The 15,277-nt window shown below is 70.3% G+C and carries 14 protein-coding genes; 11 read left to right on the top strand and 3 right to left on the bottom strand.

Going from position 1 to position 15,277, the window contains the following annotated elements; genetic code table 11:
• The first annotated feature begins 247 nt into the window (after positions 1-247).
• Entirely contained in the window at positions 248-1,486 is a 1,239-nt protein-coding gene (locus NGK70_RS26425; protein WP_310742581.1) for a glycosyltransferase family 2 protein, read from the top strand.
• 42 nt (positions 1,487-1,528) lie between these two features.
• On the opposite strand, the gene NGK70_RS05570 is transcribed toward NGK70_RS26425, so the two are convergent.
• Positions 1,529-2,488: a helix-turn-helix transcriptional regulator gene (locus NGK70_RS05570; protein WP_251972288.1), complete on the bottom strand. Its 960-nt coding sequence runs from the start codon at positions 2,486-2,488 to the stop codon at positions 1,529-1,531.
• A gap of 227 nt (positions 2,489-2,715) precedes the next feature.
• Here NGK70_RS05570 and NGK70_RS05565 point away from each other — a divergent pair, with 227 nt between their 5' ends.
• From NGK70_RS05565 to NGK70_RS05525, 9 genes are all read left to right on the top strand, one after another.
• On the top strand, positions 2,716-3,168 hold the full coding sequence (locus NGK70_RS05565) for a DUF4863 family protein (protein WP_251972287.1): 453 nt from the start codon (positions 2,716-2,718) through the stop codon (positions 3,166-3,168).
• A gap of 115 nt (positions 3,169-3,283) precedes the next feature.
• Positions 3,284-4,945, top strand: coding sequence for a benzoate-CoA ligase family protein (locus NGK70_RS05560; protein WP_251972286.1), 1,662 nt, complete (start codon positions 3,284-3,286; stop codon positions 4,943-4,945).
• A gap of 15 nt (positions 4,946-4,960) precedes the next feature.
• Positions 4,961-5,812, top strand: coding sequence for an alpha/beta fold hydrolase (locus NGK70_RS05555; RefSeq protein WP_251972285.1), 852 nt, complete (start codon positions 4,961-4,963; stop codon positions 5,810-5,812).
• Positions 5,813-5,839: 27 nt separating this feature from the next.
• Positions 5,840-7,009 (top strand): ABC transporter substrate-binding protein, encoded by a 1,170-nt coding sequence (locus NGK70_RS05550; protein ID WP_251973688.1) that lies wholly within the window; start codon positions 5,840-5,842, stop codon positions 7,007-7,009.
• A 161-nt stretch (positions 7,010-7,170) separates the two neighbouring features.
• A complete protein-coding gene (locus tag NGK70_RS05545) occupies positions 7,171-8,052 on the top strand; it encodes a branched-chain amino acid ABC transporter permease (RefSeq protein WP_251972284.1) in 882 nt (293 codons plus the stop codon).
• A 4-nt stretch (positions 8,053-8,056) separates the two neighbouring features.
• The gene (locus NGK70_RS05540; RefSeq protein ID WP_251972283.1) at positions 8,057-9,073 is read left to right on the top strand and encodes a branched-chain amino acid ABC transporter permease; all 1,017 of its coding nucleotides are present in this window, start codon (positions 8,057-8,059) and stop codon (positions 9,071-9,073) included.
• Positions 9,066-9,812 carry an ABC transporter ATP-binding protein gene (locus NGK70_RS05535; RefSeq protein WP_251972282.1) on the top strand — a complete coding sequence of 249 codons (747 nt, stop codon included), beginning with the start codon at positions 9,066-9,068 and terminating at the stop codon, positions 9,810-9,812. The genes NGK70_RS05540 and NGK70_RS05535 overlap by 8 nt, the downstream gene beginning before the upstream one ends.
• A 2-nt stretch (positions 9,813-9,814) precedes the next feature.
• Positions 9,815-10,555 (top strand): ABC transporter ATP-binding protein, encoded by a 741-nt coding sequence (locus NGK70_RS05530; protein ID WP_251972281.1) that lies wholly within the window; start codon positions 9,815-9,817, stop codon positions 10,553-10,555.
• A gap of 31 nt (positions 10,556-10,586) precedes the next feature.
• A complete protein-coding gene (locus tag NGK70_RS05525; RefSeq protein WP_251972280.1) occupies positions 10,587-12,392 on the top strand; it encodes a feruloyl-CoA synthase in 1,806 nt (601 codons plus the stop codon).
• Positions 12,393-12,515: 123 nt separating this feature from the next.
• Here the strand turns inward: NGK70_RS05525 and NGK70_RS05520 are convergent, their stop codons facing one another.
• Positions 12,516-12,941: an acyl-CoA thioesterase gene (locus NGK70_RS05520; protein WP_251972279.1), complete on the bottom strand. Its 426-nt coding sequence runs from the start codon at positions 12,939-12,941 to the stop codon at positions 12,516-12,518.
• A gap of 46 nt (positions 12,942-12,987) precedes the next feature.
• Positions 12,988-14,196 (bottom strand): 3-oxoadipyl-CoA thiolase, encoded by a 1,209-nt coding sequence (gene pcaF / locus NGK70_RS05515; RefSeq protein ID WP_251972278.1) that lies wholly within the window; start codon positions 14,194-14,196, stop codon positions 12,988-12,990.
• Between the two features lie 150 nt (positions 14,197-14,346).
• On the opposite strand from pcaF, the gene NGK70_RS05510 reads away from it, so the two are divergent.
• Positions 14,347-15,189: an IclR family transcriptional regulator gene (locus tag NGK70_RS05510; RefSeq protein ID WP_251972277.1), complete on the top strand. Its 843-nt coding sequence runs from the start codon at positions 14,347-14,349 to the stop codon at positions 15,187-15,189.
• The last annotated feature ends 88 nt before the right edge of the window (positions 15,190-15,277 follow it).

Below are 15,277 nucleotides of genomic sequence, written 5' to 3'. Positions count from 1 at the left end.
GCCGCGCTCGGGAAGTTCCGGATGGACGCGGCCAACGACCGCACCCGTCGAGTCGCCCCAGGGTGGCCTCGCGCTCAAGGTCAACCCGCGTGAGGGCAACGGACGACAGCGCCAGGCGACTGTGGCGCTCTTAAGCCACGGCCAATCTGGCCCCCCTAAAGTGACGTTTTCCCATTTGATGCAGGTTCACCGGGATGTCACAAATGCCTCCGAGACTGACTCCTGCATGCAGTTGCGGCAAGACACCATGACCACCCTCCCCCTCGTATCGATCATCCTGCCCACGTACAACCGTGCCGATGTGCTCGGCCGAGCCGTGGACAGCGTGCGCCGCCAGACGATGCTCGATTGGGAACTGATCCTGGTCGACGACGGCTCCACCGACGAGACCGCGGCCTGGCTCGCCACGCTGGACGACCGGCGCATCCGGGTGCACCGCCAGGCCAACGCCGGGGTCTACCACGCACGCAACGCCGGGCTGCGCCTGGCGACCGGGCGCTACGTCACCTTCCTGGATTCGGACGACGAGTGGTACCCGCACTACCTGGCGCTGACCACCGCCTTCCTGGAGGCGAACCCGCAGCAGATGTTCGTCACCACCGAGTTCCACAGCCATAAGAACGGGCTGCTCGACCAGGTGTTCGACCGCGTGCTGGTGCCGGCCTACGCCCAGCGGGCCAGCTCGATCGGCCTGGGCCACTGCGACATCGCCCAGCCGAAGGACGACGACTACCTGCGCGTGTACAGCCAGCGCGAGCCCGTGGGCGCCTGGGGCCAGGCGATCGTGCACCGGCTCGGCCAGCCCGCCGCCCAGGTGTACCGCGGCCAGCTCTTCCAGCACATGCGCTGGGGCTACCTGAACTGGCTGCCCATCACGATGCTGCGCCGCGAGGCGCTGGAGGTGATCGGCGAGTTCAGCACCGAGACGCGCAGCGCGGCGGATTTCCGCTTCATGGCGTTGCTGTGCAAGCACTTCCAGGCCGCGATGATCGCAGTGCCCTGTGCGGTCAAGCATGAGAATGCCCCCGCCGGCCAGAAGCTCAAGTGCGACCACCTGGCCTCGGGCGCCGGCGCGCACCGCTTCGAGCTGAACAAGCTGAAGTTCTTCGATGAGCTGTTCTACACGCCCAACCCGAAGGACCCCGAGCTGCGCGTGATCCGCCGCCACTACGAGCTGTGGGTTGGCCGCACCGCGCTCGCCGCCGGGCTGCTGCCGGCGGCGCGGGCGCACCTGGTGCGCGCGCTGTCCTGGCACCCCGCTTTCTGGCCCGCCGGCCTGCTCTGGCTGGTGGCGCGCCTGGCGCCCACGCCGGGCATCGGTGCCGCGCTGCTGCGCACCTGGGAAGTCGGCAGCCGCGTTGGCCACCGCCTGATCAGCGACCGCAGCGCCCTGCCCGCCTACGCCCGCCGCCTGCTGGGCCGGACGAAGCGCCAGCCGACCGGTGCAACGGTGCCGGGCGACCTGCCGCTGGAAAAGGCGCGCTGACGAACGGTTGCGGAGGCGGTCGAGGGAACGGCCGCGGGCCGCTCAGGGCAGGCTGAGCGCGGCCTTGACCTGGGCGCACAGCGCCTCGCGGCTGGGCTGCAGCGCCTGCGCGCTGGTGTCGAACACCAGGTCGGCCTTGGAGTAGAACGCCGAGCGGCCATCGAGGATGCGCCGCAGGTCGTCCATCGCCTCCTTGCTCGCCGCCATCGGCCGCATGTCCCCCTGGGCGGCGACGCGGCCCATGTGGTCCTCCGGCCGGGCCTGCAGCCAGATGGCGTAGCAGTGCGCCAGCAGCAGGTTGAAGGTGGCCGGGTCGGAGACGATGCCGCCCGGCGTGGCGATGACCACCTCCGGGTAGATCTGGATCGCCTCCTCCAGCGCGCGGCGCTCGTAGCGGCGGTAGGCGTTGGTGCCGTACAGATCCTGGATCTCGCGCACGCTGCAGCCGGCGAACTTCTCGATCTCCCTGCTCAGCTCGATGAAGGGGTAGCCCAGGTCCTCGGCCAGCATCTGGCCGAGCGTGGACTTGCCCGCACCGCGCAGGCCGATCAGCGCGATGCGGTTGCTGCGCGCGCGCTCGTCGGTGCGGTTGCCGAACAGCTCGGCCAGCTCCACGCGGGCGCGCCGCAGCTCCGCCTCGTTGCGGTGCTCCAGCAGCTCGCGGATCAGCAGCCACTCGGGCGATGACGTGGTCACGTCGCCGATCAGCTCGGCCAGCGAGCACTGCAACGCGCCGGCCACCTGCTGCAGCACCAGGATCGACGCATTGCCGATGCCGTACTCCAGGTTGGCGAGGTGGCGCTCGGACACATCGGCCGACAGCGCCACCGCCTTGCGCGTGAGGCCGCGGCGCGCGCGCAGGTTGCGCACCCGCTCGCCCAGCGCGACCAGGAAGGGGTTCTTGCCCTCGTCCTCCGTGGCGGGCACGGGCAGGGAGGCATCGTTCGAGAGCGGCGCTGCGATGGAGAGGCCATCGGTCGGGGCCGGGAGGTGGGCGCGCATCGGTCCTGTCAGGGGGCCTAGGGGAAACACCATGCATGCACTATATTGCTTGACACCCTAGGACCCGCTGGATATCGTTTGAATGCACGCACAATAATGCATAAACGTCCCGGTCGCAAGGCAAGTCACCCGCATCGAGCGAGGCCGACATCGCCCGGTCAGGACGGCACTGCAGGCATGCCCACCGTCCCTCCGAGTCGTCACGAGCCATGATGTCACAAGACCTGATGCATTCCCGAGTCGCCCGGCTCACCGCCGAACTGGCCGGCCGGCCGCTGGATGGCGCGCTCGACGCCTGGCTGAACGCGCAGCATGGCGCGCTCAGCAGCACCTACGCGGAGCTGGCCGAGTCGATCCGCAGCGGCGTGGCCGAGGGCTGGCTCTGCAACCGCGAAGGGGGCGGCATCCGCTACGGCCGCATCTTCAAGCCCAGCGAGGCGCTGGCCGGTTTCTCGGTGGACGTGGTGAACATGGCCGACCTCGCCGGCCCGCACCACGCGCACCCGAATGGCGAGATCGACCTGATCGTGCCGGTGGACGCCGACGCGCAGTTCGACGGCCGCGGCGCCGGCTGGCTGGTCTACCCGCCCGGCAGCGCCCACCGCCCGACCGTGCGCGGCGGGCGCGCCTACGTGCTGTACCTGCTGCCCGCCGGGGCGATCGAATTCACCAAGGCCTGACCCGGCCAGCGCCTCGGTGCTGACCCGGTTGACGCCCGCCGCCTGACGCACCCGAATCGGTGCCGGCCACGCCCCGCTTCGCGGGACTGCCGACCCGCAGACCAGGAGACTAGACATGAGCCCCATCACCGAATTCGCCCCCGGTCCCGCGCTCGACACCGGCATCCCGGCCCCGGGTCCGACCTTCAACTACGCCCAGCACCTGCTGGCGGCCAATGCCGGCCGGCCGGGCAAGACCGCCTTCATCGACGAGGCCGGCAGCCTGACCTACGGCAGCCTGGATGAGCGGGTGCGCCGCATGGCCGCCGGCCTGCGTGGCTTGGGCATCCGGCGCGAGGAGCGCGTGCTGCTGCTGATGCACGACAGCATCGACTGGCCGGTGAGCTTCCTGGGCGCGATGTACGCCGGCCTGGTGCCGGTGGCGGTGAACACCCTGCTGACCGCCGACGACTACGCCTACATGCTGGAGCACTCACGCGCCCAGGCGGTGCTGGTCTCCGGCGCGCTGCTGCCCACCGTGACGATGGCGATGATCAAGTCCGACCACGAGGTGGGCAAGGTGATCGTCTCGCGCCCGGCGGCACCGCTGCACCCGTCGGAGGTGGAGTTCGAGGCCTTCCTGGCCGCGCAGACGCCCGCCGCCAAGCCGGCCGCCACCAGCGGCGACGACCCCGGCTTCTGGCTCTACTCGTCGGGCTCCACCGGCCGGCCCAAGGGCACGGTGCACTCGCACGCCAACCCCTACTGGACCAGCGAGCTCTACGGCAAGGGCGTGCTGGGCCTGCGCGAGGACGACGTCTGCTTCTCCGCGGCCAAGCTCTTCTTCGCCTACGGCCTGGGCAATGCGCTGACCTTCCCGATGAGCGTGGGCGCGACCACGGTGCTGATGGGCGAGCGCCCGACGCCGGAGGCCACCTTCAAGCGCTGGACCGCCGCGCTGCCCAGCCAGAAGGGACTGAAGCCCACCGTCTTCTACGGTGCGCCGACCGGTTTTGCCGGCATGCTGGCGCACCCGGGGCTGCCGGGGCGCAACGACGTGGCGATGCGCCTGGTCTCCTCGGCCGGCGAGGCGCTGCCGGGCGAGCTGGGCGAGCGCTTCAAGCGCCACTTCGGCGTGGACATCGTCGACGGCATCGGCTCGACCGAGATGCTGCACATCTTCCTGAGCAACCGGCCCGAGAAGGTGCGCTACGGCACCACCGGCTGGCCGGTGCCGGGCTACGAGATCGAGCTGCGCGGCGAGGACGGCCAGCCGGTGCCCCAGAACCCGGATGGCTCCACCGAGCCGGGCGACCTCTACATCCACGGCCCCAGCGCCGCGATGATGTACTGGGGCAATCGGCAGAAGACGCGCGACACCTTCCAGGGCGGCTGGACCAAGAGCGGCGACAAGTACGTGCGCAACGCCGATGGCAGCTACACCTACGGCGGCCGCAGCGACGACATGCTCAAGGTCAGCGGCATCTACGTCAGCCCCTTCGAGGTCGAGGCCACGCTGGTGCAGCACCCGGCGGTGCTGGAGGCGGCGGTGATCGGCGTGAACGACGCCGACGGCCTGACCAAGACCAAGGCCTTCGTGGTGCTGAAGTCCGGCAGCGAAGTGTCAGACGAGGCGCTGAAGGGCTTCGTCAAGGACAAGCTGGCGCCCTTCAAGTACCCGCGCCAGATCGAGTTCGTCGACGAGCTGCCCAAGACGGCCACCGGCAAGATCCAGCGCTTCAAGCTGCGCGAGCGCGAAGCGATTGGCAACAGCAGCAGCGGCGGCGGCCAAGGCTGAGCGGAGCCCGGCGCGATGACGGATCAGGCGGTGACGGCGCGCGAGGGCTTCGTCGAGCTCGACTGGGACGGCCGGCGCCAGCGCGTCGAGTTCGCCCGTGTCGGCGTGGACGACCCCGCCGCGCCGCTGCTGGTCTTCCTGCACGAGGGCCTGGGGTCGGTCTCGATGTGGCGGGATTTCCCGCAGCAGATGGCGCAGGCGCTGGGCTGGCGTGGCCTGGTCTATTCGCGCCCGGCCTATGGCCGCTCGACGCCCAAGCGGGCCGAGGACCGCTGGCGCCCGGACTTCATGCACCGCCAGGCGCAGGAGGTACTGCCGCAGGTGCTGGCCGCGCTGGGTCATGCGCCTTCTTCATCTGGGGAGCGGCTCTGGCTGTTCGGCCACAGCGACGGCGGCTCGATCGCGCTGCTGCATGCCGCGGCCTTCCCCGACCAGGTGGCGGGGCTGGTGGTCTGTGCGCCGCACCTCTTCGTCGAGGCGCTGACGGTGGCCAGCATCGAGGAGGCCCGCGAGGCCTACGCGAGCACCGACCTGCGCGCGAAGCTGGCGAAGTACCACGACGACCCGGACTCGGCCTTCCGCGGCTGGAACGACATCTGGCTCGACCCGGACTTCCTGGCCTGGAACATCGAGGCCGAGGTGGCCAGCGTGCGCTGCCCGGTGCTGGCGGTGCAGGGCCAGGACGACCAGTACGGCACGATGGCCCAGATCGATCGCATCGCGCAGGGCCTGCCCGCTGGCCAGGTCGAGCTGCTGAAGCTCGACGCCTGCGGCCATTCGCCGCACCGTGACCAGCCGAAAGCCCTGATCGACCGGGTGGTCGATTTCGTGCATCGTCGCGCCGGCCCTGATTCACGATCCAAGTAGGAGACAACCATGCAACAAGCCCCCCTGATGTCGTTCACCCGTCACGCGCTGGCTGCCGCGGCGCTGGCCGCCACCGTGGCCGCCCCGGCGGCGCTGGCCCAGGGCCAGCCGCCGCTGAAGGTCGGCCTGATGCTGCCGGCCACCGGCACCTTCGCGGCGCTGGGCACCGCGATCGAGAACGGCTTCAAGCAGCACGTGGCCGAGCAGGGCGGCAAGCTCGGCGGGCGCGAGATCCAGTACTTCAAGGTCGATGACGAGAGCGACCCGGCCAAGGCGACCGACAACGTCAACAAGCTGATCAAGCGCGACAACGTCGACGTGATCGTCGGCACCGTGCACTCCGGCGTCGCGCTGGCGATGGCCCGCGCGGTCAAGGAAAGCAAGACGATGCTGATCGTGCCGAACGCCGGTGCGGACGCGATCACCGGCCCGCTGTGTGCGCCCAACATCATCCGCTCCAGCTTCAGCAACTGGCAGCCGGGCTATGCCACCGGCGTGATGGCCGCCCAGAAGGGCTACAAGAAGGCAATGACCATCACCTGGAACTACGCCGCCGGCCTGGAGACGGTGAAGGGCTTCACCGAGGCCTTCGAGAAGGGCGGCGGCAAGGTGACCAAGGACCTGAACCTGCCGTTCCCGGGCGTGGAGTTCCAGGCCCTGCTGACCGAGATCGCGGCGCAGAAGCCCGACGTGGTGTTCGCCTTCTTCGCCGGAGGCGGCGCGGTCAAGTTCGTCAAGGACTACGACGCCGCGGGCCTGAAGAAGAGCATCCCGCTGATGGGCTCGGGCTTCCTCACCGATGGCACGCTGGACGCCCAGGGTGCCTCCGCGCAGGGCCTGCTGACCTCGCTGCACTATGCCGACGGGCTGAACACGCCGCGCGACAACGCCTTCCGCAACAAGTACGCGGTGACCTACAAGATGCAGCCGGACGTGTACGCGGTGCAGGGCTATGACGCCGCGCAGATCCTGGCCGGCGGCCTGAGCGCGGTGAAGGGCGACTTCGGCAAGCGCGAGGCGATGGTGGCGGCGATGCGCAAGATGACGGTGGACAGCCCGCGCGGCAAGTACACCCTGAGCGCGGCGCACAACCCGGTGCAGGACTTCTACGTGCGCGAGGCCAAGGGGCGCGAGAACGTGATGACGGGCGTGGCCGTGAAGGTCCTCCCCGACCCCGCCCGCGGCTGCAAGATGTAACGCATCTCCCTGCTGCGCAACCCGATCTGGCGCCTGCGCTCCTCGCCGTACGGGAGTACGGCTGCGGTGCTCGACGCCACCTCGGGCTGCTCGCGACGGGATCTGCATCACATCTTGGCGTTGCTTCGCTCGCCTGATACCTCCCTCCTTTCTGGGTTGCCGTGGACCTTGCCACCTTCCTCATCCAGTGCCTGAACTCGCTGCAGTACGGGCTGCTGCTGTTCCTGGTCGCCTCCGGGCTGACGCTGATCTTCGGGATCATGGGCGTCATCAACCTGGCGCACGGCAGCTTCTACATGATCGGCGCGTACATGGCCTATGCGCTGGCGCCGGTGGTGGCGAGCACCTTCGGCGGCGGCTTCTTCGCCACGCTGTTCGTCGGGCTGGTGCTGGCCGTGGTGCTGGGCTACGTGCTGGAGTGGGCCTTCTTCAGCTTCCTTTACGAGCGCGAGCACCTGCAGCAGGTGCTGATGACCTACGGGCTGATCCTGGTGTTCGAGGAGCTGCGCAGCCTGATCGTCGGTGACGACGTCTACGGCGTGCAGCCGCCGGACTGGCTGGCCGGCACCATCCCGCTGGGCGAGGTGATGACCTACCCGGTCTACCGGCTGTTCATCTCGGGCGTGTGCCTGGCGCTGGCCGCGGGCATGTGGGCGGTGTTCACGCGCACCCGGCTGGGCATGATGATCCGCGCCGGCTCGACCAACCGGGAGATGGTGCAGTCGCTGGGCATCGACATCAAGTTCCTCTACCGCGTGGTGTTCGCCGCCGGGGTGGCGATCGCGGTGCTGGCCGGCATGGTGGCCGCGCCGGTGTCCTCCGTGTACCCAGGCATGGGCAACCAGGTGCTGATCATCTGCTTCGTGGTGGTGGTGATCGGCGGCATCGGCTCGATCCGCGGCGCGCTGCTGGCGGCGCTGCTGATCGGCGTGGTGGACACCTTCGGCAAGGTGGTGTTCCCGCAGGCGGCCGGCGTGCTGGTCTATGTGCTGATGGCCCTGATCCTGCTCTGGAAGCCGGACGGCCTGTTCAAGGCGGGCTGACCCCATGCGTTCCCCCAAGTCCCTCTTCACCGCCGCGGTGTTCGTGCTGCTGGCGCTCTACCCCTTCGCGGCCGGGCAGTTCGGCGTGGACCTGGTCACCAAGATCATGATCTACGCGATCTTCGCGCTCAGCCTGGAGCTGCTGGTGGGCAGCACCGGCCTGGTCTGCTTCGGCCAGGCGGCGCTGTTCGGCATCGGCGCCTACGCCGCGGTGCTGCTGTCGCCCGAGAGCGATGCGGCCAACCTGACCTGGCTGCTGCCGGCCAGCGTGCTGGCGGCTGCGGCCTATGCGCTGTTCATGGGCGCGCTGTCGCTGCGCACCAAGGGCGTGTACTTCATCATGGTGACGCTGGCCTTCGCGCAGATGGCCTACTACGTGGTGCACGACACCCCGCTGGGCGGCGGCACCGACGGCATCTACCTCAACGTCAAGCCGACGCTGGCGGTGGGCGGGGCCACGCTGGTCAACCTCGACCACGCGCCGAGCTTCTACGCCTTCACGCTGGTGATGCTGGCCGGCGTGTTCGGCTTCCTGGCGCTGCTGCTGCGCTCGCGCTTCGGCCGGGCGCTGGCCGGCATCAAGGCCAACGAGCAGCGCATGCGCGCCACCGGCTTCTCGACCTACCCGTACAAGCTGGCCGCCTTCGTGATCTCGGGCGCGCTGGCCGGGCTGGCGGGCTTCCTCTTCGCAGTGAAGGACGGCGTGGTGAACCCCGAGCTGATGAGCTGGCACCTCTCCGGCGCGGTGCTGATCATGATCATCCTGGGCGGCCTGGGCCACCTGCGCGGGGCGCTGATCGGCGCCTTCGCCTTCGCGCTGCTGCAGGAGTTCTTCAAGTCCGAGGCGATCTTCGGCGCCTTCGCCAAGCACTGGCACCTCGGGCTGGGACTGAGCATCATCGCCTGCGTGGCCCTGCTGCCCAACGGCCTGGTGGGCCTGCCGGCCCAGTGGCGCGCGCGGCTGACCGGCCGCGCGCCGCGCGGCAGCACCGGGCCTGCCCAGGGAGCGCAACATGGCTGACATCCTGCTTCGGGGCCAGGACATCACCCGCCGCTGGGGCGGGCTGGTGGCGGTGGACCGCGTCTCGATCGACCTGCGGCGCGGCGAGGTGCACGCCGTCATCGGCACCAACGGCGCGGGCAAGTCCACGCTGATCAACATCCTCTCCGGCGAGATCCCGCCCTCGGGCGGGCGCGTCGAGCTGCTCGGGCAGGACGCCACCGGCTGGTCCCAGCCGCGCCGCGCCCAGGCCGGGCTGGGGCGCAGCTACCAGCGCAACACCATCTACCCCGGCTTCACGGTGTTCGAGAACTGCCGGCTGGCCGCCCAGGCCCGCACGCCCCGGCCCTGGCGCTGGTGGCAAAGCGCCCAGGCCTGCCCGGACAGCAACGCCGCCGCCCGCGCGGTGATCGAGCGCGTGGGCCTGCAGGAGGTGCAGCAGCGCAGCGCCGGGCTGCTCTCGCACGGCCAGAAGCGCCAGCTGGAGATCGCCATGTGCCTGGCCACCGGCCCCGAGGTGCTGCTGCTCGACGAACCGCTGGCCGGCATGGGCGCCGAGGAGACCGAGCGCATGCTGGCGCTGCTGGCGCAGCTCAAGGCCAGCCACGCGATCCTGCTGGTTGAGCACGACATGGACGCGGTGTTCCGCATCGCCGACCGCATCACCGTGATGGTCAACGGTGCGGTGATCGCCTCCGACACGCCCGACGCCGTGCGGGCCAGCCCGGCCGTGCAGGCAGCCTACCTCGGCGGACACTGACGATGGCCTCAGCCCCCTCCCCCTCTTCCCCTTCCTCCGAACTGCTGCTGGATGCCAGCGGCATCCACGCCTGGTACGGCAGCAGCCACGTGCTGCACGGCGTGGACCTGCAGATCCGCCGCGGCGAGACCGTGGGCCTGCTCGGCCGCAACGGCATGGGCAAGAGCACGCTGATCCGCACCCTGCTCGGCCACGTGGCGCAGCGCGACGGCCGCATCACCCTGTTCGGCCAGGACTGCTCGCGCGCCCGGCCGCACGAGGTGGCCCGCCTGGGCGTGGCCTACGTGCCCGAGGGGCGCGGCGTGTTCCCCAACCTCAGCGTGCGCGAGAACCTGGTGATGGCCGCGCGCACCGGCCGCGACGGCCGCAGCGACTGGACCTACGAGCGCGTGCTGGCCACCTTCCCGCGCCTGAAGGAGCGGCTGGGCAACCTCGGCGCGCAGCTCTCGGGCGGCGAGCAGCAGATGCTGTCGATCGGCCGCGCGCTGATGACGCACCCCGAGCTGATCATCCTCGACGAGGCCACCGAGGGCCTGGCGCCGCTCATCGTCACCGAGATCTGGCGCGTGATCGGCCAGATCCGCGCCAGCGGCATCGCCACGCTGATCGTCGACCGCGACTACCGCAAGGTCTGCAACGAGTCGGACCGCCTCGTCGTGCTGCAAAAAGGCAGCCTCGTCCTCGCCGGCGCCTCGGCCGCACTGCGCGGCAGCACCGAGCTGGCCGGCTACCTGGGCGTCTGACGCCCGGCCCCATAGATCAAGGAGAGAACCCATGGACTTGCTGCCCTTCGACGACGCCGCGGCGCTCGCACCCGCGCGCGTGACCCGGGAAGACCTGCCCGGCGGCGGTTTCGTGCTGCGCTCGCCGGAGGCCCTGCAACCCTTCGCCCGCAGCATCGGCTCCTGGCTGGAGCACTGGGCGCGCATGACACCGCAGGCCCCGTTCCTGGCCGAGCGCCATCCCGACGGCAGCTGGCGCCGCCTGACCTACGGCGAGACCCGCCACCTGGTCGGCCGCATCGCCCAGTCGCTGCTGAACCTGGACCTGCCCGAGCACAAGCCGGTGGTGATCCTGTCGGACAACTCCATCGACCACGCCCTGCTGATGCTGGCGACGATGCACATCGGCCGCGTCAGCTGCACCGTCTCCAGCGCCTACAGCCGGCTCACCAAGGACCACAGCAAGATCTGCGCGATCCTGGATGCGCTCGACCCCGCGCTGGTCTACGCCTCCGACGCCAAGGTCTATGGCGGCGCAGTGAAGAGCTGGGGCGCGCGCTGCCCGGCCGTGTTCAGCACCCACGCGCACGACAGCGCCCTCGGCCAACACGGGGCGCTGTCCTTCGAGTCGCTGCTGCAGGCCGAGGAGACCGAGACGGTCATCGACCTGTACCACGCCATCCGCCCCGAGTGGCCGGCCAAGTACCTGCTCACCTCCGGCTCCACCGGCGTGCCCAAGGTGGTCATCAACACCCACCGCATGCTCTGCGCCAACCAGCAGCAGATGGCGCAGGCCTGGCCGATGCTGGTGCGCTACCCGCTGCGGCTGGTGGACTGGCTGCCCTGGAGCCACACCTTCGGCGGCAACCACAACTTCAACATGGTGCTCTCGCACGGTGGCAGCCTGACCATCGACGAAGGCCGGCCGGTGCCCGGGCTGATCGAGAAGACCGTGGCCAACCTGCGCGAGGTCCGTCCCAACTTCCTCTTCAACGTGCCACGCGGCTACGACATGCTGCTGCCCTACCTGGAGAGCGACCTCGAATTTGCGCGCACCTTCTTCGAGAACCTCGAAGGCATCTTCTACGCCGCCGCCGCCCTGCCGCAGAGCCTGTGGGAGCGCCTGGAAGCGGTGGCCCGCAAGGTGCGTGACCGCCCGCTGTGGTTCACCTCCTCCTGGGGCAGCACCGAGACGGCGCCGGCCGCCACCTCGGTGCACTGGCGCATCGACCGCGCCGGCTGCATCGGCCTGCCGCTGCCGGGCATCGAACTCAAGTTCATCCCCAACGGCGGCAAGCTGGAGATGCGCGTGCGCGGCCCGTCGATCTTCCCGGGCTACCGCAACAACCAGGAAGCCAACGCCGCGGCCTTCGACGCCGAGGGCTACTACCGCATCGGCGACGCCGGCAAGCTGGTGGACGACACCCGCCCCGAGCGCGGCGTGGCCTTCGACGGCCGCGTGGCCGAGGACTTCAAGCTCATGAGCGGCACCTGGGTCAGCGTGGGCAGCGTGCGCATCCGCAGCGTCAGCGCCTGCGCGCCGCACGTGTCCGACGCGGTGGTCACCGGCCACGACCGCGAGGAGGTCGGCCTGCTGGTCTTCCTCACGCCGCAGGCCAAGGCGCTGCCGGTCGAGACCGTGCGCGAAACCATCGCCGCCGGCCTGCGCGCCATCAAGGCCGAAGGCGGTGGCACCTCGCAGTGCCCCACCCGCGCGCTGATCCTCGACGAGCCGCCCACCGTGGACGACGGCGAGATCACCGACAAGGGCTACATCAACCAGCGCGCGGTGCTGACCCGCCGGGCGGACAAGGTGGCAGCGCTGTACGGGGATGGGCCGGAGGTGATCCGGCCCTGAGGCGGCGCCCCCGCTGAAGACGACAACGCCCGCAGCCGCGGGCGTTTGTCATGGGATGGTGACCCCGGAGCGATCCGGGCTGCTGGCGCCTTGTTGGCACCTTGCTGGTACCTCGCTCGCTCCTCACTCGCACAGCGCGCGCCAGTCCTCCGGCACCGGCACGGCCTCGATGGCGTGCGGGTCGCTGCCATCGCCCTTGCGGCGGGCGAAGACGCGCACCTCGGTGATCTCGCAGAGCGTCTCGTCGCCGCGGCGCACGGTGTGGCGCATCACGAAGCTGGTGCGACGCCACTCCGGCACGAAGCTGTCGATGGTCAGCTGGTCCCCATAGGACGCCGGGCGCTTGAAGCGCGCGTGGGTGTCCACCAGCGGCGTGCCGATGATGCCGCGCTCGGCTTCGGTGGTCTTCCAGCTCGGCAGGCCACACTGGATGAAGAAGTGGCGGCTGGCCGCATCGGCCCAGCGGAAGTAGTTCGGAAACCAGACGATTTGCGCCGGATCGCAGTCGCCGAACTCGACGCGCAGGAGGTAGGTGTGGATGCGGTTCATGCGGTCAGTGTGTCACGGGCGGCAGCGCCCTGCGGCGCCGCCCGGGTCACACACGTTCCAGGATCATCGCGATGCCCTGGCCCACGCCGATGCACATGGTGCACAGCGCATAGCGCCCGCCGCTGCGGTGCAGCTGGTTGACTGCGGTGGTGGCCAGGCGCGCGCCCGAGGCCCCCAGCGGGTGGCCCAGCGCGATGGCGCCGCCGTTGGGGTTAACACGGACGTCGTCGTCGGCCAGACCCAGGTCACGCAGCACCGCCAGGCCCTGGGCGGCAAAGGCCTCGTTGAGCTCGATCACGTCGAGCTGCGCCAGCGTCAGGCCGGTGAGCTCCAGCACCTTGCGGGTGGCCGGGGCCGGGCCGATGCCCATCACGCGCGGGGGCACCCCGGCGGTGGCCATGCCGACGACGCGGGCGCGCGGGGTCAGGCCGTGCTTCGCCGCGCTCGCCTCATCGGCCAGCAGCAGGGCGCAGGCACCGTCGTTGACGCCGCTGGCGTTGCCGGCGGTCACCGTGCCGTCCGGGCGCACCACGCCCTTGAGCTTGGCGAGTGACTCCAGGCTGGTCTCGCGCGGGTGCTCGTCACGGCTGACGATGACCGCGTCGCCCTTCTTCTGCGGGATCGTGACCGGGCAGATCTCGGCGTCGAAGAAGCCGGCCTTCTGCGCAGCCACCGCCTTCATCTGGCTGGCCAGGGCCATGCGGTCCTGGGCCTCGCGCTCGATCTTCCAGTCGGTGGCGACGTTCTCGGCGGTCTCGGGCATCGAGTCCACGCCGTAGAGCTCCTTCATGCGCTTGTTGATGAAGCGCCAGCCGATGGTGGTGTCGTAGACCGCGTTGGCGCGCGAGAAGGCGCTCTCGGCCTTGGGCATCACGAAGGGCGCACGGCTCATGCTCTCCACGCCGCCGGCGATCATCAGGCCCGCCTCGCCGGCCTTGATGGCGCGCGCGGCGGTGCCCACGGCGTCCAGCCCGGAGCCGCAGAGGCGGTTGATGGTCGAGCCCGGCAGCGCCAGCGGCAGCCCGGCCAGCAGCGTGGCCATGTGGGCGACGTTGCGGTTGTCCTCGCCGGCCTGGTTGGCGCAGCCGTAGATCACATCGGTCACCGCCTCCCAGTCCACGCCGGTGTTGCGTGCCATCAACGCCTTGAGCGGGATGGCGGCGAGATCGTCGGTGCGCACCGACGACAGCGCGCCGCCGTAGCGGCCGATGGGCGTGCGGATGGCATCGCAGATGAAGGCGTGGCGGGGGGTCATGCAGTCTCCAAAGGGGCCGGCGGACTCGGCGGCCGGCGTTGACTCGGGCTCCGGCCGGCGGGCCCGACCGCTGGGCAAGCGGGCCGGGTTCGGCTAGAGTAGGCGCATCAAGTTCGTATATCGAACAGAAATTCTTGGAAAGAACAAGTGATGCTAGAGAGCCCTCCGGGGTCTGTCAATGCAGGCCAGTCCGCCGCCGACGACGGCGAGGCCGCCCCGCGCCCGGGCGACAGCTACGTGCAGTCCTTCGCCCGCGGACTGGCGGTGCTGCGCAGCTTTGGCGCGCAGGCGCCCGCGCAGACGCTGACCGAGGCGGCCGAGCGCGCCGGGCTCACGCGGGCGGGGGCGCGACGCATCCTGCTGACGCTGCAGCAGCTCGGCTACGTGGAAACCGTGGATGGCGATGGGCGGCGGTTCCGCCTCACGCCAAAGGTGCTGGAGCTGGGTTTTGCCTACCTCAGCTCGCTGCCGCTGTGGCACCTGGCGCAGCCGGGCATGGAGGAACTGGTGCGCGAGATCGGCGAGTCCTGCTCCGCCGCGGTGCTGGAGGGCGACGACATCGTCTACGTGCTGCGGGTGCCGGCCGGCAAGATCATGGCGATCAACCTCGGCGTGGGCAGCCGGTTGCCGGCGCACTGCACCTCGATGGGCCGGGTGCTGCTGGCCGGGCTGGACGATGCCGCGCTGACGCAGCGCCTGGAGCGCCTGACCCTGACCGCCCACACCGCACGCACGCTGACCGACCGCAGCGCCCTGCTCGCCGAACTGCGGCGGGTGCGCGCGCAGGGCTACGCGCTGGTGGACGGCGAGCTGGAAGAAGGCCTGGTGTCGATGGCAGCGCCCATCGTCAACCGCGCAGGCCGGGTGGTGGCGGCGATCAACATCAGCGGGCAGGTGGCGCGCACGCCGGTGACGCAGATGACGCAGCAGTTCCTGCCCCGCCTGCTCGCCACGGCGCAGCGCATCAACGCGCTGCTGCGGGCGCAGGACTGAACACCCCCCCCGAAGCGCCTTCGGCGCTCCCCCTCAAGGGGGCGCCGCCGGCGGCCCGGCGAAGCCGGCTCCGCGGCCGCTGCTTGGT

The organism is Sphaerotilus microaerophilus, from assembly GCF_023734135.1.
Lineage (GTDB): Bacteria > Pseudomonadota > Gammaproteobacteria > Burkholderiales > Burkholderiaceae_C > Sphaerotilus > Sphaerotilus microaerophilus.
This window is presented reverse-complemented; position numbering and strand designations above follow the sequence as displayed.